Annotated in this window: 19 protein-coding genes and 1 tRNA gene; 14 read left to right on the top strand and 6 right to left on the bottom strand. The window is 67.1% G+C overall.

Annotated features, from left to right (window positions below; translation table 11 throughout):
- The first annotated feature begins 25 nt into the window (after positions 1–25).
- Together gcvT and glyA are read left to right on the top strand one after the other, a co-directional pair.
- On the top strand, positions 26–1,120 hold the full coding sequence (gene gcvT, locus FXN61_RS17960) for a glycine cleavage system aminomethyltransferase GcvT (RefSeq protein ID WP_167975217.1): 1,095 nt from the start codon (positions 26–28) through the stop codon (positions 1,118–1,120).
- A gap of 13 nt (positions 1,121–1,133) precedes the next feature.
- Positions 1,134–2,399: a serine hydroxymethyltransferase gene (glyA, locus tag FXN61_RS17955; protein WP_167975216.1), complete on the top strand. Its 1,266-nt coding sequence runs from the start codon at positions 1,134–1,136 to the stop codon at positions 2,397–2,399.
- A gap of 163 nt (positions 2,400–2,562) precedes the next feature.
- On the opposite strand, the gene FXN61_RS17950 is transcribed toward glyA, so the two are convergent.
- On the bottom strand, positions 2,563–3,234 hold the full coding sequence (locus tag FXN61_RS17950) for a COG4315 family predicted lipoprotein (RefSeq protein ID WP_188135192.1): 672 nt from the start codon (positions 3,232–3,234) through the stop codon (positions 2,563–2,565).
- Positions 3,235–3,785: 551 nt separating this feature from the next.
- On the opposite strand from FXN61_RS17950, the gene FXN61_RS17945 reads away from it, so the two are divergent.
- Complete coding sequence (locus FXN61_RS17945; RefSeq protein WP_312877818.1) at positions 3,786–4,439, top strand: DUF1295 domain-containing protein; 654 nt, start codon at positions 3,786–3,788, stop codon at positions 4,437–4,439.
- A gap of 120 nt (positions 4,440–4,559) precedes the next feature.
- Positions 4,560–6,608, top strand: a complete 2,049-nt coding sequence (locus FXN61_RS17940; protein WP_167975214.1) for a S9 family peptidase — start codon at positions 4,560–4,562, stop codon at positions 6,606–6,608.
- Between the two features lie 496 nt (positions 6,609–7,104).
- Here the strand turns inward: FXN61_RS17940 and FXN61_RS17935 are convergent, their stop codons facing one another.
- From FXN61_RS17935 to FXN61_RS17920, 4 genes are all read right to left on the bottom strand, one after another.
- Positions 7,105–7,920 carry a spermidine synthase gene (locus tag FXN61_RS17935; protein ID WP_167975236.1) on the bottom strand — a complete coding sequence of 272 codons (816 nt, stop codon included), beginning with the start codon at positions 7,918–7,920 and terminating at the stop codon, positions 7,105–7,107.
- 29 nt (positions 7,921–7,949) lie between these two features.
- The gene (gene speD / locus FXN61_RS17930) at positions 7,950–8,345 is read right to left on the bottom strand and encodes an adenosylmethionine decarboxylase (protein WP_167975213.1); all 396 of its coding nucleotides are present in this window, start codon (positions 8,343–8,345) and stop codon (positions 7,950–7,952) included.
- 33 nt (positions 8,346–8,378) lie between these two features.
- Positions 8,379–9,545, bottom strand: coding sequence for a type III PLP-dependent enzyme (locus FXN61_RS17925; RefSeq protein WP_167975212.1), 1,167 nt, complete (start codon positions 9,543–9,545; stop codon positions 8,379–8,381).
- Positions 9,546–9,653: 108 nt separating this feature from the next.
- Positions 9,654–10,838 carry a metallophosphoesterase gene (locus tag FXN61_RS17920; RefSeq protein ID WP_312877817.1) on the bottom strand — a complete coding sequence of 395 codons (1,185 nt, stop codon included), beginning with the start codon at positions 10,836–10,838 and terminating at the stop codon, positions 9,654–9,656.
- A 194-nt stretch (positions 10,839–11,032) separates the two neighbouring features.
- Between FXN61_RS17920 and FXN61_RS17915 the strand changes: the two genes are divergently transcribed.
- The 4 genes from FXN61_RS17915 (at position 11,033) to FXN61_RS55430 (ending at position 14,437) form a co-directional block, all read left to right on the top strand.
- Positions 11,033–11,530 (top strand): SigE family RNA polymerase sigma factor, encoded by a 498-nt coding sequence (locus FXN61_RS17915; protein ID WP_167975211.1) that lies wholly within the window; start codon positions 11,033–11,035, stop codon positions 11,528–11,530.
- The gene (locus FXN61_RS17910; RefSeq protein ID WP_167975210.1) at positions 11,527–12,360 is read left to right on the top strand and encodes a hypothetical protein; all 834 of its coding nucleotides are present in this window, start codon (positions 11,527–11,529) and stop codon (positions 12,358–12,360) included. The genes FXN61_RS17915 and FXN61_RS17910 overlap by 4 nt, the downstream gene beginning before the upstream one ends.
- Positions 12,361–12,452: 92 nt before the next feature.
- Positions 12,453–13,973 (top strand): glutamine amidotransferase-related protein, encoded by a 1,521-nt coding sequence (locus FXN61_RS17905; RefSeq protein WP_312877816.1) that lies wholly within the window; start codon positions 12,453–12,455, stop codon positions 13,971–13,973.
- Positions 13,862–14,437 (top strand): anthranilate synthase component I family protein, encoded by a 576-nt coding sequence (locus FXN61_RS55430; protein WP_312877815.1) that lies wholly within the window; start codon positions 13,862–13,864, stop codon positions 14,435–14,437. Before FXN61_RS17905 ends, FXN61_RS55430 begins: the two co-directional genes overlap by 112 nt.
- A 131-nt stretch (positions 14,438–14,568) precedes the next feature.
- On the opposite strand, the gene FXN61_RS17900 is transcribed toward FXN61_RS55430, so the two are convergent.
- The gene (locus FXN61_RS17900; RefSeq protein WP_053737894.1) at positions 14,569–14,910 is read right to left on the bottom strand and encodes a histone-like nucleoid-structuring protein Lsr2; all 342 of its coding nucleotides are present in this window, start codon (positions 14,908–14,910) and stop codon (positions 14,569–14,571) included.
- A 325-nt stretch (positions 14,911–15,235) separates the two neighbouring features.
- Here FXN61_RS17900 and FXN61_RS17895 point away from each other — a divergent pair, with 325 nt between their 5' ends.
- The 6 genes from FXN61_RS17895 to FXN61_RS17865 form a co-directional block, all read left to right on the top strand.
- Positions 15,236–15,517: a metal-sensitive transcriptional regulator gene (locus FXN61_RS17895; RefSeq protein ID WP_030466675.1), complete on the top strand. Its 282-nt coding sequence runs from the start codon at positions 15,236–15,238 to the stop codon at positions 15,515–15,517.
- A 52-nt stretch (positions 15,518–15,569) separates the two neighbouring features.
- A tRNA-Leu gene (locus FXN61_RS17890) sits at positions 15,570–15,643 on the top strand.
- A gap of 768 nt (positions 15,644–16,411) precedes the next feature.
- Positions 16,412–16,561, top strand: coding sequence for a hypothetical protein (locus FXN61_RS17880; RefSeq protein WP_167975206.1), 150 nt, complete (start codon positions 16,412–16,414; stop codon positions 16,559–16,561).
- A gap of 1 nt (position 16,562) precedes the next feature.
- Positions 16,563–18,506: a tachylectin-related carbohydrate-binding protein gene (locus tag FXN61_RS17875; RefSeq protein ID WP_167975208.1), complete on the top strand. Its 1,944-nt coding sequence runs from the start codon at positions 16,563–16,565 to the stop codon at positions 18,504–18,506.
- A gap of 151 nt (positions 18,507–18,657) precedes the next feature.
- Positions 18,658–19,134, top strand: coding sequence for a PTS sugar transporter subunit IIB (locus FXN61_RS17870; protein WP_167975207.1), 477 nt, complete (start codon positions 18,658–18,660; stop codon positions 19,132–19,134).
- A 6-nt stretch (positions 19,135–19,140) separates the two neighbouring features.
- Positions 19,141–20,823 (top strand): PTS system mannose/fructose/sorbose family transporter subunit IID (locus FXN61_RS17865; protein WP_246291692.1); only part of this gene is annotated, 1,683 nt, incomplete at its 3' end.

The raw sequence follows: 20,823 nt of genomic DNA, 5'->3' as shown, positions 1-20,823 counted from the left end.
CGGCGCACCCTGGAGGAGCGTTCTGATGTCCCGCCTCACGCCTCTGAACGCCGAGCACGAGCAGCTCGGCGCGATGTTCACCGACTTCGCGGGCTGGCGGATGCCGCTGCGCTACTCGAGCGAGCTCGCCGAGCACCACGCGGTGCGCACGACCGCGGGCCTGTTCGATCTCACGCACATGGGTGAGATCGTCCTGACCGGACCTCAGGCCGGCGAGGCGCTCGACCACGCCCTGGTTGGCCACATCTCCGCGCTGGCCGTCGGCAAGGCGCGCTACACGATGATCACCCAGGCCGACGGCGGCGTGATCGACGACCTGATCGTGTACCGCCTGGGCGACCAGGAGTTCATGGTCGTCGCGAACGCTTCCAACGCCGCCGTGGTCGCCGAGGCTCTCGTCGAGCGCGCTGCCGGCTTCGACACCGTCGTCACGGACAAGTCGACCGACTACGCGTTGATCGCGATCCAGGGCCCGAAGTCGGTCGAGATCCTTTCCGGTCTGACCGACACCGACCTCTCGACGGTCAAGTACTACGCCTCCTACCCGTCCACGGTGGCCGGCGTCGACGCGCTGCTGGCGCGCACCGGCTACACCGGCGAGGAGGGCTTCGAGCTCTTCGTCGCTCCTGCCGACGCATCGGCGGTCTGGGAGGCGTTGCTGTCCGCGGGACAGGCGCACGAGCTCAAGCCGTGCGGTCTCGGCTGCCGCGACACGTTGCGTCTCGAAGCCGGAATGCCCTTGTACGGCAACGAACTCACGACTTCGTTGACGCCGTACCACGCGAACCTCGGCCGCGTCGTGAAGCTCGACAAGCCGGGCGACTTCGTGGGCCGCGACGCGCTGACGAAGGTGGCGGAGTCCGGTGTGGACTCGGTCCTGGTTGGACTGAAGACCCCTGAGCGTCGCGCCCCGCGCCACGGTTACGCGGTGCTGAACGGTGACGAGGTCGTCGGCGAGGTCACCTCGGGCGCCCTGTCGCCGACCCTCGGTTACTCAGTCGCCATGGCGTACGTGTCGAAGGCCAGCTCCGAGCCGGGTACCCCACTGCTGGTGGACGTCCGCGGCAAGAAGCAGCCGGTCGAGGTCGTCGCACTTCCGTTCTACAAGCGCGCCAAGTAGGGAGTTCTTCCAGATGTCCGACCAGTTCAACGCCTCCCTCGCGGAGTACGACCCCGAGGTCGCCGAGGCCGTTGCCGCCGAGCTGGCGCGCCAGCAGGGCACCCTCGAGATGATCGCCTCGGAGAACTTCACGCCCGTGTCGGTTCTGCAGGCGCAGGGCTCTGTGCTCACGAACAAGTACGCCGAGGGCTACCCCGGCCGCCGCTACTACGGTGGCTGCGAGCACGTCGACGTCGTGGAGCGCCTGGCCATCGAGCGCATCAAGTCGCTCTTCGGCGCGGGCTTCGCGAACGTCCAGCCGCACTCGGGCGCGCAGGCCAACGCCGCGGCGATGTTCGCGCTGCTGCAGCCCGGCGACACGATCCTGGGCCTGGACCTCGCGCACGGCGGCCACCTGACGCACGGCATGCGCATCAACTTCTCCGGCAAGCTCTACAACGTCGTGCCGTACCACGTTTCCGATGGCGACGGCCGCGTGGACATGGCCGAGGTCGAGCGCCTTGCTCAGGAGCACCGCCCCAAGCTGATCGTCGCCGGCTGGTCCGCCTACCCGCGCCAGCTGGACTTCGCCGAGTTCCGCCGCATCGCGGACTCGGTCGAGGCCTACCTGATGGTCGACATGGCCCACTTCGCCGGCCTCGTGGCCGCCGGCCTGCACCCGTCGCCCGTCCCGCACGCGCACGTCACGACGACCACGACGCACAAGACCCTTGGCGGGCCTCGGGGTGGCGTGATCCTGTCGAACGAGGCGGACATCGCCAAGAAGATCAACTCGGCGGTGTTCCCCGGTCAGCAGGGTGGCCCGCTGGAGCACGTGATCGCGGCCAAGGCCGTGGCGTTCAAGCACGCCGCCTCGCCGGAGTTCGCCGACCGTCAGCGTCGCACGCTGGAAGGCGCCCGCATCCTCGCCGACCGGCTGTCGCAGCCAGACGTGTCGGCTGGTGGCGTGAAGGTCCTGACCGGTGGCACGGACGTGCACCTGGTGCTGGTCGACCTGGTCAACTCGGAGCTCGACGGCAAGCAGGCCGAGGACGTGCTGCACCAGATCGGCATCACGGTCAACCGCAACGCCGTGCCGAACGACCCGCGCCCGCCGATGGTGACGTCGGGTCTGCGCATCGGCACGCCGGCGCTGGCCACGCGCGGGTTCGGCGAGGTGGACTTCATCGAGGTCTCCGACGTCATCGCCGAGGCCCTGAAGCCGGGTGCGGCGCTCGACGAGCTGCGCTCCCGCGTCGAGGTGCTTGCAGCCAAGCACCCGCTGTACTCGACGCTCTGAGCGTGAACTGAAAGGGGCGCCACCGGAATTCCGGTGGCGCCCCTTCGTTTTGTGACCCTGGAGCGAAACGACGGGAACCCCGGCCCCTTCCCCAGGGCCGGGGTCTCACCGTGTCAGGGTGTTGTGTGTCTCAGATGGACCGTCCTAACGGGATGCTTTGGGGTTACGCCGCCGGTGCCGTGACGCCAGGGGGCAGGCACTCCACGTTGCGCTTGCCGTCGGGCTGGATCACGAACCAGGTGCCGCCGACACCCTGGCCCTTCCAGGCACCCGGCTTCGGGTCCTGCGAGTAGGCGTACAGCGCCCAGCCGTCGATGGCGACCTGCTTCTTGCCGTCCGCGCGGGTGATCAGCGAGACGAGCTTCGCGTCAATGCCCTCGACCTGCGGGACCGTGTCCGACAGCAGTGGCGGCCACGTCACGGCGCACTGGTTGTTGCAGTTCGACTTGCCTTCCGGCTTCGGCGTGTCCTTGTCGAAGCGGTACATGGTGCGGCCGTCGCCGTCTTGGACGACCAGGCCCATCTTGTCGACCGGCTTGCCGACCAGCTTCAACGAGCTGACCGGAGCGGCCGCGGGAGGCTGTGCTGCCGGGGCAGGTGTTTCCGGTGCCTGCTGCTGAACAGGGGTTTCGGGCGCCTGAGCGGGCTCCTGGAGTACCGGGGGCTGACCCACGTCGCCGTAGTCGCCGAGAACGCCCAGGTCGGTTTCGGTCTGTGCCACCGGCTTCGAGTTGTTCGTGCCACTTCCCGTGGCGCTCCAGACACCCAGACCCAGCACAACTGCCAGCCCCGCGGCGAGCCCGATGGCAATGCGGTTACGTCGGATCACACTCATGTCCTCCTTGTTCCGTCGTTCGCTCTATCGAGGCCATACGGGCGCGGTTGCGTCTCGGTTCAGAAACGAACCGAACCCGCTGCCGTCTCGAACGTCTGGCGGAGCCAGGTCACACAGGAGGTGCGGGGTGATCGTTGCTGGTCAGCTGGCAGGAATGGCCGAGCGGGTACTGGGGTTCGCCGCTGCAGATCGGAATTCGGGCGTGGAGCGGGAGCGTGGCAGGGCCGCAGGACGGCACCATGCTCGTGGTCCGGTCCCGGGACGCGGTGAGGCGGCTCGCCTGGAGCCCGAACGAGTTGGGTCCAGCGCGCGCGTACGTGAGCGGTCTTTCCCGGATCTGGCGGCTCGTTCGGCGCGGTGTGACCTGCCGGCCTCGGATCTCGGAGGTCGTGACACTTGCATTGCAACTGAAAGTGGTGGGTGAGCTGGTGACCCGATGAGCTTCCTGATCAGCTTGGTGACGGTCGTCCTGCTGCTCAGCGGCCTGTTCTTGTACGCGGACGCCCGCAAGCGCTATGACCTGATCGACTCCGCGTGGGCCCTGGTTCGCCGTGATCACGGTGGTCACGTTGCTGTTCGCGGAGGGCGAACCAACTCGGCGGTGGCTGGTGGCGGCGCTGACGGTGATCTGGGGCGTACGCCTGGGTGTGCACATCTTCGTGCGCAACGCTGGCAAGGACGAAGATCCGCGATACCAGGACATTTTGAGGCGTGCCAAGGGAAATCCGCGTCTGCGGATGTATCGCGTCTACCTGATCCAGGCCGCGCTGATGTGGATCGTGTCGCTGCCGGTGCAGGCCGCGCAGCATCTTTCGGTCCCGTTCGGGGTGCTAGATTGGGTGGGCACTGGCGTGTGGATGGTCGGCTTCGCTTTCGAGGCCGTTGGTGATTGGCAGCTCTCCCGGTTCCGGGCGGATCCGGCGAACGAGGGCGCTGTGATGGATCGCGGACTTTGGCGCTACACAAGGCATCCGAACTACTTCGGTGACGCCGTCGTGTGGTGGGGCCTGTTCCTGTTCGCGCTGCATTCGTGGCAGGCCGCGCTCACGATCATCGGTCCGGTGATCATGACGTGGCTGCTCGCGAAGGGCACCGGCAAGCCGTTGCTCGAGAAGGACATCGTGTCGCGCCGGCCTGGTTATGCCGAGTACGTGCGGCGTACCAGTGGGTTCGTTCCCCTGCCTCCGCGAAGTCGCGTGGGCTAGAGGCACGGTCCTCCGCGCACGTCCGGTGTCGCCTCCGCAACCTTCGTCGGGTCTGTATCGCGCCAGGCAGTGCACGTCACAGCACCCGTGCCGCACACGTGCGCGGGTTAGTGTTGGCGGGTGGGCAACGACATCTCCTTCCCGCGCCAACAGGCGCGCACACAGCGGTTCACCGTCGGCGCACCGAGGACCTTCGCGGTGTCGTCGGACGGGGCACGTGTCTTCTTCCTGCGTCCGGCCACGGCCACAAGCCGTGCGAACGGACTCTGGGAGCTGAACACGGCCACCGGCGTCGAAAGGCTGATCGCCGACCCGGCGACGCTGCTGACCGATCCGGAGGACCTGCCCGCGGAGGAGAAGGCACGCCGCGAGCGCACGCGTGAGTCCGGCGCGGGCATCGTCGGTTACACACTCTCGAAGGACGCTTCGGTCGCCTCGTTCGCTCTGTCCGGCCGTCTGTTCGTGGCCGACCTGACGAACGGCGCGGTCCGTGAGCTGCCCACCCAGGGTGGCGTCATCGACCCGCGCGTCGACCCGACGGGTGAGCGTGTGGCGTACGTTACGCGCGGCACGTTGCGGGTGGTCGAGCTGGACTCGGGCGAGGACACCGCCGTCGCCGTCCCGGACGGCGAGGACGTGACGTTCGGCCTGGCCGAGTTCATCGCGGCCGAGGAGATGTCGCGCTACCGCGGCTACTGGTGGGAGCCGGGCGGCAAGCGCCTCATCGCCGCGCGCGTGAACAACGCCCCGGTGCAGCGCTGGTACATCGCCGACCCGGCGAACCCCGGCACGGCGGCCACCGAGATCGCCTACCCGGCGGCGGGTACGACCAACGCCACGGTGTCGCTGCACGTGGTGTCGCTGGACGGCACCTTCGTGCCGGTGCTGCTGGAGTTCGACTACCTCAACGACGTGCACTGGTCGTCCGGTGGCGCCCCGCTGATCACCACGCAGACCCGTGACCAGCGCACGCGCCGGATCTACTCGCTGGCCCCCGACACCGGTTCTGTCACCGAGCTCGCCGTCGAGACCGACCCGACGTGGCTCGAGGTCACCGACGGCGCTCCGGCGTGGACTCCGGACGGCCGCCTCGTGCGGATCGTGGGCGAGGGCGACGAGTACGCGCTCCAGGTCGGCGACGACGTCCTGACGGCCGGCCTCCAGGTGCGCAGGGTGCTCGACATCGCCGACGACTCGATCCTGGTCTCGGCCTCGGCCGGCGACCCAACTCAGGTGCACGTCTACTCGGTCGGTGGCACCGTCGAGAAGCTGTCCACTGAGGACGGTGTGCATTCCGCGATTCGCGGCGGTGACACGGTTGTCCTCGTATCGGCCACTTTGGACAGGTTCGGCGCGCGCGTCACCATCGGCGACCACGAGATCGAGTCGTGGGCGGAGACTCCGGTGCTCAAGGCGTCCCCGCGGCTGCTGACCCTGGGCGAGCGCTCGATCCGTGCCGCGCTGCTGCTGCCGTCCGACCACGTGCCGGGCACCAAGCTGCCCGTGCTGATGGATCCGTACGGCGGCCCGCACGCGCAGCGGGTCCTGTCGTCCCAGAACTCCTTCCTGGCGTCGCAGTGGCTCGCCGACCAGGGCTTCGCGGTCATCGTCGCCGACGGACGCGGCACCCCTGGCCGCGGTCTCGCCTGGGAACGCGCGATCGCGTACGACTTCGCCGGCCCCACCTTGGAAGACCAGGTCGACGCCCTGCACGCGGCCGCGGCCGTCGAGCCCGACCTCGACCTGACCCGCGTCGCGATCCGCGGCTGGTCCTACGGCGGCTACCTGTCGGCTTTGGCCGTGCTGCGGCGCCCTGACGTCTTCCACGCGGGCATCGCCGGCGCCCCGGTCACCGACTGGCGCCTCTACGACACCCACTACACCGAGCGCTATCTCGGCCACCCCGACGACAAGCCCGAGGTCTACGACTCGAACTCGCTCATCGCCGACGCGGACAAGCTCTCCCGCCCGCTGATGATCATCCACGGCCTGGCCGACGACAACGTGGTGGCCGCGCACACCCTGCGCCTCTCCAGCGCCCTGCTCGCCGCCGGTCGCCCCCACACCGTGCTGCCGCTCTCGGGTGTTACGCACATGACCCCGCAGGAACAGGTGGCCGAGAACCTGCTCCTCCTGCAGGTCGACTTCCTCAAGCAGTCGCTGAGCTGAGATCACCCTGGCGCCAGCCCCGTTGCGGGGCTGGCCCCGGTGATTCAGGTAGGGCTCCCCGGCACGCTTCAATGCCATGGGGAGAACAGTCAAGTGGGCTACCGGTCTTGTACGTGCTCTCGGGCCTGCTGCACGTGGGCGTGTGATGGCGAATTCGCGCCCCGAGGCAGGCCCCACCCTCCCAGGGGGCAGACCGGCCAGCGTCTTCAGCTTATTCGCGAAATCGCCGTGTCAAGCCGCCACCGGCCGATCTGTGGACAACTCAGTCGGCGGCTCGGGTTGTCCACAGATCGCCGAACGGCGGCTTGACACGGTGTTTGCGCGTCTAAATTGAGGTTCTGCGGCCGTGGTGGTCAGCCCCCGGGAGGGTGGGGCCGTGCCCTCCACGCGACTCGATCATCGGGCTGGCCGCCACGCCCTGCGCCGCCATCGCCAGGAGACAGCGAAAGGGGCGCCTCCCCTGGAAACGGGAAGCGCCCCTCTCAAAATCGAACCCTCAGGCCAGCGACTGCCGTACCCGGTAGGGCGGAATGCTGTTGCCCAGCAACGCCAGGTCGTCGATCGACTCCGGCTGGTACCCGGCCGTCTTCAACCGCTCGACCATCAGCGCGGTCGGGTCCTCGACGACGTCCGCGCGGCCGAACAGGTATGCCCACTCGTGCTCGTCCGAGCCGTAGTACGCCACGGTGTCGAACACCTCGTTGAACCGCTGCCAGGAGCGGATCAGCGTGGTGTTGCGCCACATCGTCTGGCAGCCGGACTGGTTGACGACGACGCCGCCGGGACGCAGCAGGGCCTTGCACATGCGCAGGAAGTCGGCGCCGTACAAGCGGTTCTGCTGAGCCTCCTCCTCGCGCTCGTCGGGCAGGTCCACCAGCACGATGTCGTACTTCTCCGACGTCGTACGGATGTACTCGAACCCGTCGATGTACTGCACGCGGATCGGGCCGTCGCCCTTCTCGGCGAGTGCCAGCTCCTCGAGCGTGTACCCGTACGGCAGGTGCTCGGCGCATAGCTTGACGGCCTGCTCGTCGATGTCGATGTGGTCGACGACGGTCGCGCCGTGCTGAACGGCCATCTGGCACACGACACCCTCGGAGGAGCCGATGACCAACACGCGCTCGACGGTGTCGGCCAGCAGGAGCGCCGGCACCATCAGGGCCTCGTGGTAGGTCAGCTGGCTGAACTCCGTCGACTGGCGGTCGTCGTCGCAGAACAGCGACACGCCCTGGGCCGTGCGGGCGATCACCAGGTGCTGGAAGTCGGTCTTGGTGTCGACCAGCACCTCGTCCACGCGCCAGTGGCGGGTCATGCCCTCGGCGAGCGGCTCGTTGATGGTGTTCACGCGGCGTGCTCCTTGATGCCACGAGTGACGACGTCCGTGCTCACGTGAGCGGCGCCCAGGGCGTCAGCGAGTAGCTGGACGGCTAGCGCGGGCTTCGCACGAGTACCGCAGGTGAACACGTCGACGAACACCGAACCCACTTCGGGATAGGTATGGATCGACGCATGGGACTCCGACAGCAAAGCCAGCACGGTGACTCCTTGAGGTTCGAACTTCTTGGAGATCACCTCCAGCACCGTTGCGTCGGCCTGCGTGAGAACCTCACCAAGGGCGTGCCGGAGGAACTGCTCGTCGTCGAGCAGATCCGCGCTCACACCCGAGAGCTCTGCAAGTACGTGCTGTCCCGCGAACAAACCGACGGTCTCCTCGGTCTGACAGGGCGCTTCGGACATCAATCACTCCAAACTATGTGAATTACGACGGACTTAGATGCAGTACGTGGCCAACGGCGGGAAGCCGTTGAAGCACACGGACGAATAGGAGGAGGTGTAGGCGCCCGCGTGGAGGATGTCCACGTGGTCACCCGCCTGCAGGTCCAGCGGCAGGTCGTAGCGGGTGTGCTGGTAGATCACGTCGTCCGCGTCGCACGTCGGGCCGGCCAGCACGATCGGGCCGACCTCACCGCCGTCACGCGAGGTCTGCAACCTGTACGCGATCGCCTCGCCTTCGGTTTCGGCGAGTCCCTGGTAGCGGCCGATGTCGATGTAGACCCAGCGGCGTTCGTCCGAATAGGACTTCCGTGACACGAGCACGACGGACGAACGGATCATTCCGGCCTCCGCGGAGATCGCACGGCCCGGTTCGATCATCACCCGCGGACGCGCGGCGCCGAAGTGCCGCGCGATCGAAGCCTCGATGGCAGAGGCGAAATCCTCGAGCGAAGGCGTGGAAGCCTGGTACACGGCCGGAAGTCCGCCGCCCAGGTTGACAGTTGAGGTCTCGATGCCTTCCGCGCGCAGCTTGGCCGCGATCAACGCGGCATCGGCGATGCCGGAGTCCCAGCCGTCGACGGACAGCTGTTGCGAGCCCGCGTGGAAAGCGACACCCAAAGGAACGAGTCCTGAATGGTGCGCCAGCCGCAAGAGATCCGTCGCCATCTCCGGATCACAACCGAACTTGTTGCCGAACGGGTACGTGGAACCCTTGCTGTGTACAAGAATTCGCACCAGTACCGACGAACCCGGCGCGTGCTCGGCGACGAACCGCACGTCCTGCTCGCTGTCCGACACGAACAGTCGCACCCCGCGTGAGTAGGCGTACGCGATGTCCGCGGCCTTCTTGATGGGGTTGCTGTAGGAGATCGACGCCGGTGCGGCGCCGCGCGCCAGGCACAGGTCGATCTCAGCGGGCGATGCCACGTCGAAGTGCGAACCCTCGGAGACCAGGGTGCCGACCACGTCGGACTCGGGGTTCGACTTGACGGCGTAGAAGATGTCGACGGACGGCAGTGCGGCGTGAATCGCCTGGTAGCGCGCACGGATCGTCTCGAGGTCGATCACCAGACACGGTGTCGACGGGTTCTCCTGGTCCAGGAAACGCCGAATACGAGCCTCTGCCTCGTAACGCCGGTCGACGGCGAAGCTCTCGGTCATTTCCCCAGGGTTCCCCCTTCATCCGCCTCGCGGTCCGTACGCGGGCACGGCCGTCCACTCTACGGCCTGGACACCGCAAGTGCGCAATCCCGTTGGGCCGAGTGTGATTTAGCCAGCAGCGCGCAGCTCGATCATCGTGATGTCCGGAGGAGCGCCCACACGCACCGGCGGCCCCCAGAAACCCGCGCCACGACTGACGTACAGCCACGTGTCGTCCACCTTCGACAGCCCCGCGACGCTGGGTTGCTGCAACGGCACAACGAAGTTGAACGGCACCATCTGGCCACCGTGTGTATGACCGGACAACTGGAGGTCGACGCCGTGTGAAGAGGCGTCGCTGACCTGCACCGGCTGGTGGGCCAGCAGGACGACGGGGTTGTTCCGGTTCCTGCCCGCGAAAGCGCGGTCGAAGTCCGGAGCGTCGTCATACGACTTCCCCGTCACGTCGTTCACACCGACGAGCTCGATGCCGCCGGCCACCGTCAAACCCTCGTTGCGCAACGGGTTCACGCCGAGTCTGTCCAGCTCCGAGATCCACTGCTCGTGGCCGGAGAAGTACTCGTGGTTGCCAGTCACGAAGAAGCTGCCGTGCTTCGACGCCAGGTCCCGCAACGGTGCAGCGGCCTCACCCAGCTCGGCGACGCTGCCGTCGACCAGGTCACCGACGATCGCGACGAGGTCGGCCTCCTGCTCGTTGATCATCCGCACGATCCGCTCGGTGTGCGAACGCCCGAGCAGCGGGCCGAGGTGGATGTCGCTCACGACAGCGATCCGGAAGCCCGACAACGAGGTCTGGAGCTTGTCCAGCGTCACCGGCACGTTCAGCAGCTGCGGCGCGCCCAGTGCCTGCGTCATGCCGTAGCCGACCACGCTGCCCGCTGCGATGCCGGAGCCGATCGCGACCGACCGAGAGATGAACAGCCGCCGTGACGGATCCGGCACGACCTCGACGGGCTCGACCGGCTCGGTGCCGGCGCCGACGGCCACCGGTGCGAGTGTCGCTCGCTTCAGCAGGATCCGGCGCGGGATCTCCGCGATGCCGAGCGCGATCGCCAGGTAGAACAGCACGGCGAGCCACACGAACCCGGGCCAGGCGAAGAACTTCCCGTACTCCGGCGGCACCCTGCGCGTCACGACCAGCGCGCTCATCAGCATCACGAACGCCCCGATGACGGCCACCGTGCCGATGCGGCGTCCAAGTGTGCGCGGGCGTGTGGTGTCCACGACCAGCCGGCGCCACAGGTACAGATGGCCCAGCGCGACCGGAACTCCGAGGAGCAACAGGAAAATCACGACATCAGTATGCTTTTCGGCCCGGCGGGCGTGGTCGGTGGAGGGGCCTACGCCGCCGCACTCCACACCACCTGCTCACGTTCGGCACGCGATCCGTCACAGTCGGTGGCACTCTGGATTCATCGTCAGGTTCATGCAACCCGCCAGGCCCGAGGTGGCGTGACTAACCCGGCACCGCAGAAGGGGGAGACCTGATGAGTGATCGGGACGCCGCGTTCCAGGAGTACTTCGCGGCCCGTTCCGACGTCATGCGCGGCACGGCATATCTGCTGTGCGGTGACTGGCATCGCGCGGAAGACCTCGTGCAACAAGCGTTCACGAAGCTGTATCTGGCCTGGCGCCGGATTCAGCGGCACGAGGCACTGGACGCCTACACCAGGCAGATCCTGGTGAGGACGTTCCTGTCCGAGCGGCGGCGCGGGTGGTTCCGGTTCGAGTCGGCGAGTGAGGACATCGCCGACGCGGCCGCTCCGCCAGGGATCTACCCGGAGGAACGGATGGTGCTGTTGGAGGCTCTGGCGAAGGTGCCTCCGAAGCAGCGTGCGTGCCTCGTCCTGCGGTACTGGGAGGACATGTCCGTCGAGCAGACGGCCGTTGTTCTCAAGTGTTCGGAAGGAACGGTCAAGAGTCAGGCCGCGCGGGGGCTGCAGACGCTGCGCGGTCTGCTCTCACAGCAGGAGAGGGTTCGATGAACGAACAGGACCTCAAAAGGGCTTTCGAGGACGTTGTGGTGGCGAGCAGCCCGCCCCCGGCCATGGACCCCGGACGGGCACTCGACGTGGCGCGCAAGGCCAGGTCGAAGCGTCGGTCGTCGGCCGTCGGTGCTCTGGTCGCGGTGCTCGTGGTCGGTGTCGGCCTCGGGTCGGCGTTCGCGCTCAACCCGCAGGGCGCGAAGGAGTACATGATGGGAGCCGGGCCGAGCAGCAGCAGTTCCTGGGCGGGCCAGTGGCCGGACGGGCAGACCGACCGCACGGCCAAGAACGGTCCCCAGGCGGACCGGGCGCAGAAGCTGCTCGACGAGCTCAAGGGCGTGGTGCCGGCCGGGTACGAGGCACCGCAGCTCAAATACAAGGACTCCAAGGGCTACAGCGGTGACATGCAGCGCACCCAGGGGCAGGTGTCGTCCAACAGGGGCGACGAGGTCGAGGTCTGGGAGTACATGGCCCAGACACCGGTGCGCAAGGACGACAAGGTGGGCTGGCTGCTCGCCCAGGTGTCCACGCCCAACCCCGCACTCCCGGACGACCCGTGCGCACTGGCGAAGACGTTCTGGGGCATGGGTGGCGAGTGCAAGGTGTACGACGTCAAGGGCCTCAAGGTCGGCGTCGTGCAGAGCAATCCGAGCGGTCGCGACCAGTTCGACAAGTGGGCGAGCTACAAGGCCCAGGACGGTTCGATCGTGACGATCGCGCAGGACGACAAGTACGCGGGCAGTGGCTACCCGGCGCTCGACGGGCCGCTCTTCACCGAGGACAAGCTGGCCGAGCTGGCGACGGATCCCCGGTTCCGCGTCGGCGGCTGAGTTAGCGCGTTGTTCGGAGGGCGGTCACGTTTGTGGCCGCCCTCTCTCGTTGCTCTGTTCGGGTGTTTTGGCAGGTAGAGTGCTGTCCTGCAATGCGAACCCTGCTCATCGACAACTACGACTCGTTCACGTTCAACCTCTTCCAGCACCTCGCTGAAGTGAACGGAGTCGAGCCCGTGGTCGTCCACAACGACGACCCGCGCTTTCGGCTTGCCTCGTTGCGGTCGTTCGACAACGTGGTGATCTCGCCCGGCCCCGGCCGGCCGGGCAACCCCGCCGACTTCGGCATCTGCCGCGCGGTGATCGACCACGCCGAGATTCCGTTGCTGGGCGTGTGTCTCGGCCATCAGGGACTGTGCCAGTCCTACGGCGCGGTCGTGGGGCCCGCGCCCGTGCCGCGCCATGGGATCGTTTCCCCGGTTACACACACGGGCGTCGATGTGTTCGCTGGGCTGCCGTCGCCATTGGACGTCGTGCGGTACCACTCGTTGGCTGTCACGGAGTTGCCTTCGTCTTTGGAAGCCATCGCGTGGAGTGATGACTCTGTGCTGATGGGTGTGCGCGCTCTCGACAGGCCGGCGTGGGGTGTGCAGTTCCACCCCGAGTCCATCTGCACCGACTTCGGACGCGAGATGCTCGCCAACTTCAGCGCGCTGACCCCGACGCGAACGGCCGCGGTGCCGGAGCCGGTGGTGGTTCGGCCAGAGCCTCAGAAGCGCCCTGTGCACGTGCGGAGGCTCGCCGTAGTCGCTGGTGCCGAAGAAACGTTCGCGGCGCTGTACGGGGCCTCTGAGACCGCGTTCTGGCTGGACAGCGGGACCGGCGGGCGGTTCTCGTTCATGGGGGACGCTTCGGGGCCCCTGGCACGCGTTGCGCAGTACTCCGTGCAGCACCAGATGCTCACGCTCGACGGCTCGAGCCTGTCCTGTCCCTCGTTCTTCTCGTGGCTGGACGAGGACCTTTCGTCGTGGGGCGTCGAGCAGCCCGACGTGCCGTTCGACTTCGCGCTCGGGTGGGTGGGGTACCTCGGCTACGAGCTGAAAGCGGAGTGCGGCGGCGACTTCGCACACCGCGCGGAACAGCCAGACGCGTCGTTCGTCTTCACGGACCGTGCCGTGGTCATCGATCACGTTGATGATTGCGTCTATTTGCTGTCGCTGACCGACGACTCCTGGTTCGACGACGTTTCCGCCGTTCTGACGCATCTGACGCCTTTGGGCGAACCTGCGCGTCCGGTCGTGTCGGACGTGACGTTGCGGCATCCGCGCTCGCACTACCTGAAGCTGATCAGCGCGTGCCAGGAAGCGATCACGGCGGGGGAGACGTACGAGGCGTGCTTGACGAACATGATGTCGTGGCGTGCCTCGCTCGACCCGTGGGGCACTTATCGGCTGCTTCGCGCCGCTAATCCCGTTCCGTTCGGGGCGTTGCTGCGTTTCGGTGACCTGTCCGTGCTCAGCACGTCACCCGAACGATTTATCCGGTCGACCGAGATGGCGTCGTGGAGTCTTCGCCGATCAAGGGCACACGCCCCCGAGGTGTTGATGCGCAGGACGACGAGATGCTGCGCACAACGTTGGCCCGTTCGGTCAAGGACCGGGCGGAGAACCTGATGATCGTGGACCTCGTCCGCAACGATCTCGGCACCTGCGCGGAAGTGGGTTCGGTCGAGGTGACGCGGTTGTTCGACGTCGAGACCTACGCGACCGTACACCAATTGGTGAGCACCGTGCGGGCCAGACTTCGGCCGGACAGTTCTGCTGTCCGATGTGTTCGAGCCGCGTTTCCCGGTGGATCCATGACCGGTGCACCGAAGATCCGGACCATGCAGATCCTTGATGGGTTGGAAGCCGGTCCACGTGGGGTGTACTCGGGAGCGCTCGGTTACTTCTCGCTCAACGGAGCAGCCGACTTCAGCATCGTCATCCGAACGCTGGTCGCGAACGGCGACCGGGTCAGTTTCGGTGTCGGCGGAGCTGTCATCTCGCTGTCCGACCCTGACGAGGAATTCGAGGAGACAGCGGTCAAGGCCACTGCGGTGTTACGCCTGTTCGGAGCGGACTTTCCCGGTCGTTGATCCCACGTTCCGGGGATAGACACGAGTGTGAACGAACAAGACCGTGTTTGATCCTTGGCGAGGTTGATCCTTGGTTAACACGTCGGCCGGTGGTCCGGCCGACGTGTGGAAACCTCGCGTGTTTTAGCAGGTCAGGAGGCGTGTGCTTCCTGGAACTGCACGACCAGGTTCTGCGGAATGCGACCGCGGTCCGAGATCTGGTGCCCCTGTGCACGAGCCCAGTCGCGAATGCGCTGTGCCTCAGCCTTGTCGGTGGCCTTCACCGTGGACTTGCCGGTGCCCTTGCGCTGCTTGCGGCCACCCGCACGACGAGCCTTCGCGACGAAGTCCGCCAGCGACTCGCGAAGCCGCTCCGCATTTCCCTTCGACAGGTCGATGGCGTACTCGACACCGTCAAGTGCGAAGGTCACGGTCTCGTCGGCTTCTCCGCCGTCGAGGTCGTCGATGAGTTGGACGACGGTCTGCTGTGCCACTGTTCCTCCGTTGGGTACTCACATAGCACGCGGATCCTCGACGTAACCACGTGCTCCGACAACACCATAGTCCACAAGAGGAAAAACGGCGAACCTTTCGCCGCTAAAATGTGACCCCAACCGCCCGGTCGGGTCATTTACCCGCTGAAACCGCACGGGTGTTATGGGTCCAAAATGTGCAGCTAGTCGTCTCACTTCGACCCGTTGCTGGGCTTGCTGGCCCCTTCCCCATTCCCGCTGACGGAGCAGCGTCGCACATAACGCACCCCCATCCGGTGCAGGTATCCTCGACATACCCGCCAGGGGTAGGGAAGGTCAGGAGCCGATGCACGGGTACACCGCGGACAAGGACGCATACCTCAAGCGACTGCGCCGCATCGAGGGACAGATCCGCGGCCTCCAGCGCATGGTCGAGAACGACGAATACTGCATCGACGTCCTCACTCAGATCTCCGCGGCCACGAAGGCCCTTCAGGCGGTGTCGCTGGGACTGCTCGACGAGCACCTGAAGCATTGTGTGGCCCAGGCAGCGGCAGAAGGAGGCCCGGTGGCAGAGGAGAAGCTGGCGGAGGCGTCGGCGGCCATCGGCCGTTTGGTGAAGTCCTGAGGGTCCCCGCGCGTAACTCGGTGGCGAGATCCGCTAGAGTTCAACGCGCTACGCCCCCGTAGCCCAATCGGCAGAGGCAGCGGACTCAAAATCCGTCCAGTGTGCGTTCGAGTCGCACCGGGGGCATCGAAGGTCGAAGGGCGAGGTGTGTCCGCAAAAAGCGCGGACCGCCTCGCCCTTCGAGTGTTTTCTGGGGGCCGAGCCCCCAGACCCCAGCCGGGGTGCTGCGCCCCCGGACCCCCGCTTCGGGTCTTCGCTTCGCTCGACCCGCCCCCGGACCCCGCTTCGGGTCTTCGCTTCGCTCGACCCGCCCGCGGCGTTGGTCTTCGCTTCGCTTGACCCGTCGGTGGTTTGAGGGCCTGGAATCCACATTGGAATCGTGGGCTTGTTGTTGCCTGGTGGGGTGTTGGGTGCGAGGCTGCCTGGGATTGACGTTCTGCGTGTTGTCGGGGGCACGCGCGGATCTTGGGGGCTTCGTCTTGGCAGCTCGTTTGGGCTGCGTGTGGTGGCGGCGTTGTCGCTGTTGCAGGGGGTTCATGCTTCGGCTGCTGTTGCTGCGCCGGATGCGCCTTCGTATTCGTTGTTCTTGAGCAGTTCGCCCCATACGGGCGAAGGTGCTTGAGACCGGCCAGGGGTTCACGGTGTCAGCACGGGTTCGTCTCACCGACGACACGGTGAACCGCACGGTGGTGAGCCAGGAGGGGTCGGTCGAGTCGGCGTTCCGGCTCGGTTATGACGCGGCGGTGAACCCGTCGAAGTGGTGGCGGGCAAAGGCAAACGCGGTCGCGAACAAGTGGATCCACCTCGTGGCCACCTACAACGCGAGCGCGCACACTCAGGCTGACGGTCGGCTATCAGGACAGCGCCGACACGCAGAAGGACGCCACCGCCTGCGTGGTCGGCTGGAGCTTCACCGGTGTGCTGTCGATCGGTCGCGGCAGCACGGGTGAGTCCTTCAACGGCAACATCGACTACCTGTTCGAGGCGAGCGTCCCGCAGGACGCCGCAGCACAGCTCACGTTCAACGGAAGGCAGGTGGCCTGACGTGAACAGAAGACTGAGATCGCTGTGCCTCGCCGCGGCCACGCTCGCGACGACGATCACCGCGATCACCGCCGGGGCGGGCACCGCCGCCGCGGTGGCGCCGACGTGCAAGCCGGTCGCCAACATCTTCACGATGCAGGCGGACGGCGACCTGTGGAACTACCAGCACTCGGGCCCGGCCACCGGGTCGTTCAGCTGGGCAGGCGCCAAGCAGGTCGGCTGGGGGTGGGGTGGCAAGACGTTCGCGGGACCGAACGGCTGGCTGTTCAACATCACCACGGGTGGTGAGCTGCGCAGGCTGCGGTACAACGGCAGCGGCTGGGACACGTTCCCAGGCGGTGGCCAGTACGAGACCTTCGGGTGGGGCTGGCAGAAGTTCACCGAGACGGCCAACCGCAGCAAGATCACCGTGGACGCCGACGGTTCCTTCTACACGCTTGAGGGCGACCAACTGCGGTGGTGGCACTACGAGCAGGACGCGCGTCGGTGGGCGCCGGGCAGCGGCCGCGTGCTCGACGTGGGCTGGAGCCGGTTCGACGTGATCGCCGCGAGTGGCAGCGGTGGCCTGCAGGCACGGGACAGCTCCGGCACCCTGCACCGGTTCCGCTACCACCGCGACACCGAGCGGTTCGTCGCCTACGACCTGAACCCGTCGACCAAGTGGGCGGGCCAGACCAAGTTTTTCTCCGCGGGTGGCGACGTCTACTACGCGGTGCGGTCCGACACCGGACAGCTTCTGTGGAACCGGTACGACGAGTACTTCGAGTTCGGTGACTGGCAGACGTCCGGCGGCACGGTGATCGGTTCCGACTGGGGCACCGACGTCGACATCACGGCCACCACGAACGATTGCGTGGCGCACGGCCTCAAGGCACCGGCCCCAGTGGGCGGCTGGAGCAGCAGCGTCAGCCCGCCCGCGATCGTCACGCCCGCGTCGGGCGGCACGCATCTGGTGGACGTCAACAACGACAAGGAAGTCGTCGACACCTACTCGACCGGGTCAAGCTGGACCACCCGCGTCGTCGGCGGCCGGTACGGCGGTGTTTCGTCGCCGGTGTTCGACGACGACGCCGGTACCGCGGTCGTTGGCGTCACCGAGTACGAGACGGGAGACGCCAAGCTCCTCACGCTGAGGAACGGCCAGTGGGAGGCGCCGCTGTCCCTCAAGGGCAGGCTGGCGTCGACGCCGGCGGTCGTGCGCAGGTCCGACGGCACCATCGCGGTGTACGGCACGGGCCAGTACAACGATTCGGCGCGGCGCGGCACGGGTCTCGTCCGCGAGCAGTTGCCCAGCGGCGAGTTCGTCGCGTGGCGACCGTTCGGCGACGTCCACACGAACTACGTCGGCACGCCGTCGGTGATCAGCCGGGGCGACGAGACGACGATCGTCGTCGCCATCGAGCGCTCGAAGGAGTGGTTCCGGCACACGCCGCGCACCACCCCCGTGCGCAAGGGCACGCTGAACAGCGACGCCACCCAGGTCACGTTGACCGGTGACGGGCAGGACGGCATCCTCGCCGTGGGTCTCCACTTCGTGAACGAGAAGTGGCAGGTCGGTCTGCTCCGCGAGAAGGCGGACCGCTCGGGGTTCGAGAACACCTGGGAGCTCGTCGGCGGCCCGATTCCCGGAACGGTCGACAGCAACCTGGCCGGCGCCCAGGTGCTGCCGAACGGTTCGGTGGCCGTGACGGTGCTGGGTGACAACCGTCGGCCACTGGTGACGACCTCGACGGCCGCGGGCGGCCGGGAGTTCCACGCGTGGAAGAGGATCGTGCCGGACGGCTACCCGCACACCTTCTACAACCCGCCGAGCCTCGGACTGACGCGGTCGGGTGACGTCGCGATCGCCGCGAAGAGCGACGACAACTTCCACCACCTGTGGAGGGCGTCGGTGTCCGGTGATCCGGCGACGCCGCTGCAGTTCACCGGTGGCAAGATCGGCTGACCTGAGGCACGACAACGCCCCGGCACCTCGACGAGGTGCCGGGGCGTTGTCGTCGGAGTGCCCGGAACGGTCGTTTTCGCCGGTTCCCCATTGACAGTCGATACTGGTTTACACCAGTATCGAACACGTCGGTTGACCAGGGGGAGTGGGCATGGCGGGGGTACATCTGCGTGTAGACAACCGGTTGATCCACGGACAGGTGACGGTCGCGTGGACGGGAGGTCTCGGCGTGCGGCGACTGGTCGTCTGCAACGACGAGGTTGCCGGTGACGATCTGCAGCGGATGTTGCTTCCGCAGGCGGCGAGGGGGCTGCCGACCGAAGTGCTCACGGTCGCCGAGGTGGTGGAACGCGTCTGGGGAGAGGACGTGATGCTCATCGCGAAGCATCCGGCCGACGCGTTCCGGCTCGTCGAGGGCGGGGTGCGGCCGAAGGTGGTGAACGTCGGGAACGTCGCACCCCGCGCCGGCTCGAGCTACACCATGGTCACCAGGTCGATCGCGGTGACCACGGAGGACGCGGTGGGCTACCGCCGGATCGCGGCGGCGGGGATTCCTGTTGTCGCGCAGCAGATGCCGCGGGACAAAGCGGCTGACTTCACCGCACTGCTAGACCGGAAAGGACTGTAGGCGCTGATGATCGTGGCACTGGCATTGACGCTGTGGGCGGTCATCTGCACCTACGACGTGCTGGGGCCGTTCCTGCTGTTCGCGGGACGCCCTCTGGTGGCGGGCTCAGTGGCCGGTCTCATCACCGGTGACCCGTTGCTCGGCATGGCGATCGGCGCGACGCTGGAACTGGTTGCATTGGGGGTCTACCAGTACGGCGGCGCGACGATTCCGGATTACCAGACCGGAGCCATCGTCGGCACCGCGCTCGCGGGGAGTGCGGCCGGACCACTGAGCGCGCAGGTGGCGGTCGGTATCGCGGTGGCGCTGCCCGCGGCGATCCTGCTGTCCACTTTGGACCCGGTCGGCAAGATGATCACAACGGGCCTCGTGCACCGCGCCGACCACTACGCGGCCTCGGGCAACGCACGTGGTCTGGCCAGGATTCACTGGCTCGGTCTCGTGCCGTGGTGCGGGGTCCGGGCGATTCCCACGTTCCTGGCCGCCCTGACCGCTTCCAGCGGTGTCGTCGAGAGACTCACCAGGGAGATTCCGGCCGGGTTCGTGAACGGCATGACGCTCGCCGGGGCACTGCTGCCCGCGGTGGGGTTCGCGTTGCTGCTGTCCATGATGCAGCTGTCGAAGTACTGGTACCTGTTGCTCATCGGGTTCGTGGCGTTCGCGTACATGGACGTTCCGGTGCTGGGCATCGCGTTGCTGGGCGTCGCGATCGCGTTCCTGGTCGTCGGCCGCGCCGAGCGGCCGGAGCCGGAGCCGGGGCCTGCCGAACCGTCCGATGTGGACAGAAGGCTGACGGACCAGGACCTCAGGAGGTCGTTCCGCCGGTACTTCTGGTCCAGCCAGGTGTCGTGGAACTACGAGCGGATGCAGGGGCTCGGTTTCGCGTACGCCATGGAACCCGCGTTGCGCAGGCTGTACCCGGACGACCGGGAGTACGCGCTCGGTCTGCAGCGGCACATGCAGTTCTTCAACACCTCGGTGCTGGTGGGCGGGCCGTTGATCCTCGGGTCGGCGATCGCGATGGAGGAGGCGCGGTCGCCCGAGTCCGCCGAGGGCACCAAGGTCGCGTTGATGGGACCGCTCGCCGGTATCGGCGACACCCTCGTCTTCGCGCTGTACAACAGCATCATCTTCACCATCGGCGCGTCGCTCGCCTTGCAGGGCAACTGGTTCGGGCCTGCTTTCACCATGGTCATGGTGCTGGTGCCGTACGCACTGGTGCGCCGCTGGCAGTTCCGCTTCGCCTACCGCGAGGGCAAGAGGCTGGCCGCCCGCTTCGCCATCGGTGCGCTGGACCGCCTCTCGCAGGGCGCGACCGTGCTCGGGTTCGTCGTGCTCGGCGGGTTCATCCCGTCGATCGTCAAGGTCGTCACCACGCTGACCTATCGGCAGACGACCACTGTCGACGGCCGGGAGGTCACCCAGACCGTGCCGATCCAGGAGCGGCTCGACGACCTGCTGCCGCACCTGCTTCCCGTGCTCGTCACCGCGGGGGCGTACCTGCTGCTGACCAAGGCGAGGCTGAAGCCCGTGCTGGTCATCGGCGATCGTCGTCGTGGGTGGGCGTTGACGCTGGGCTGGCTCCGGCTGGTTCGCGCCTCCCGCACCCAAGAGTTAGGAACCGTCGATGACCGATCCCCGTCGTCCTGGCCGGGCACGGCGCGCTGCCGTCCGGCATCGCCGACGCGG

The sequence above is a fragment of the Lentzea indica genome (genome assembly GCF_012184385.1).
Taxonomy (GTDB): domain Bacteria; phylum Actinomycetota; class Actinomycetes; order Mycobacteriales; family Pseudonocardiaceae; genus Lentzea; species Lentzea indica.
Note: the sequence above shows the minus strand (reverse complement) of the source record. Positions and strands in the feature narration are given on the sequence as shown.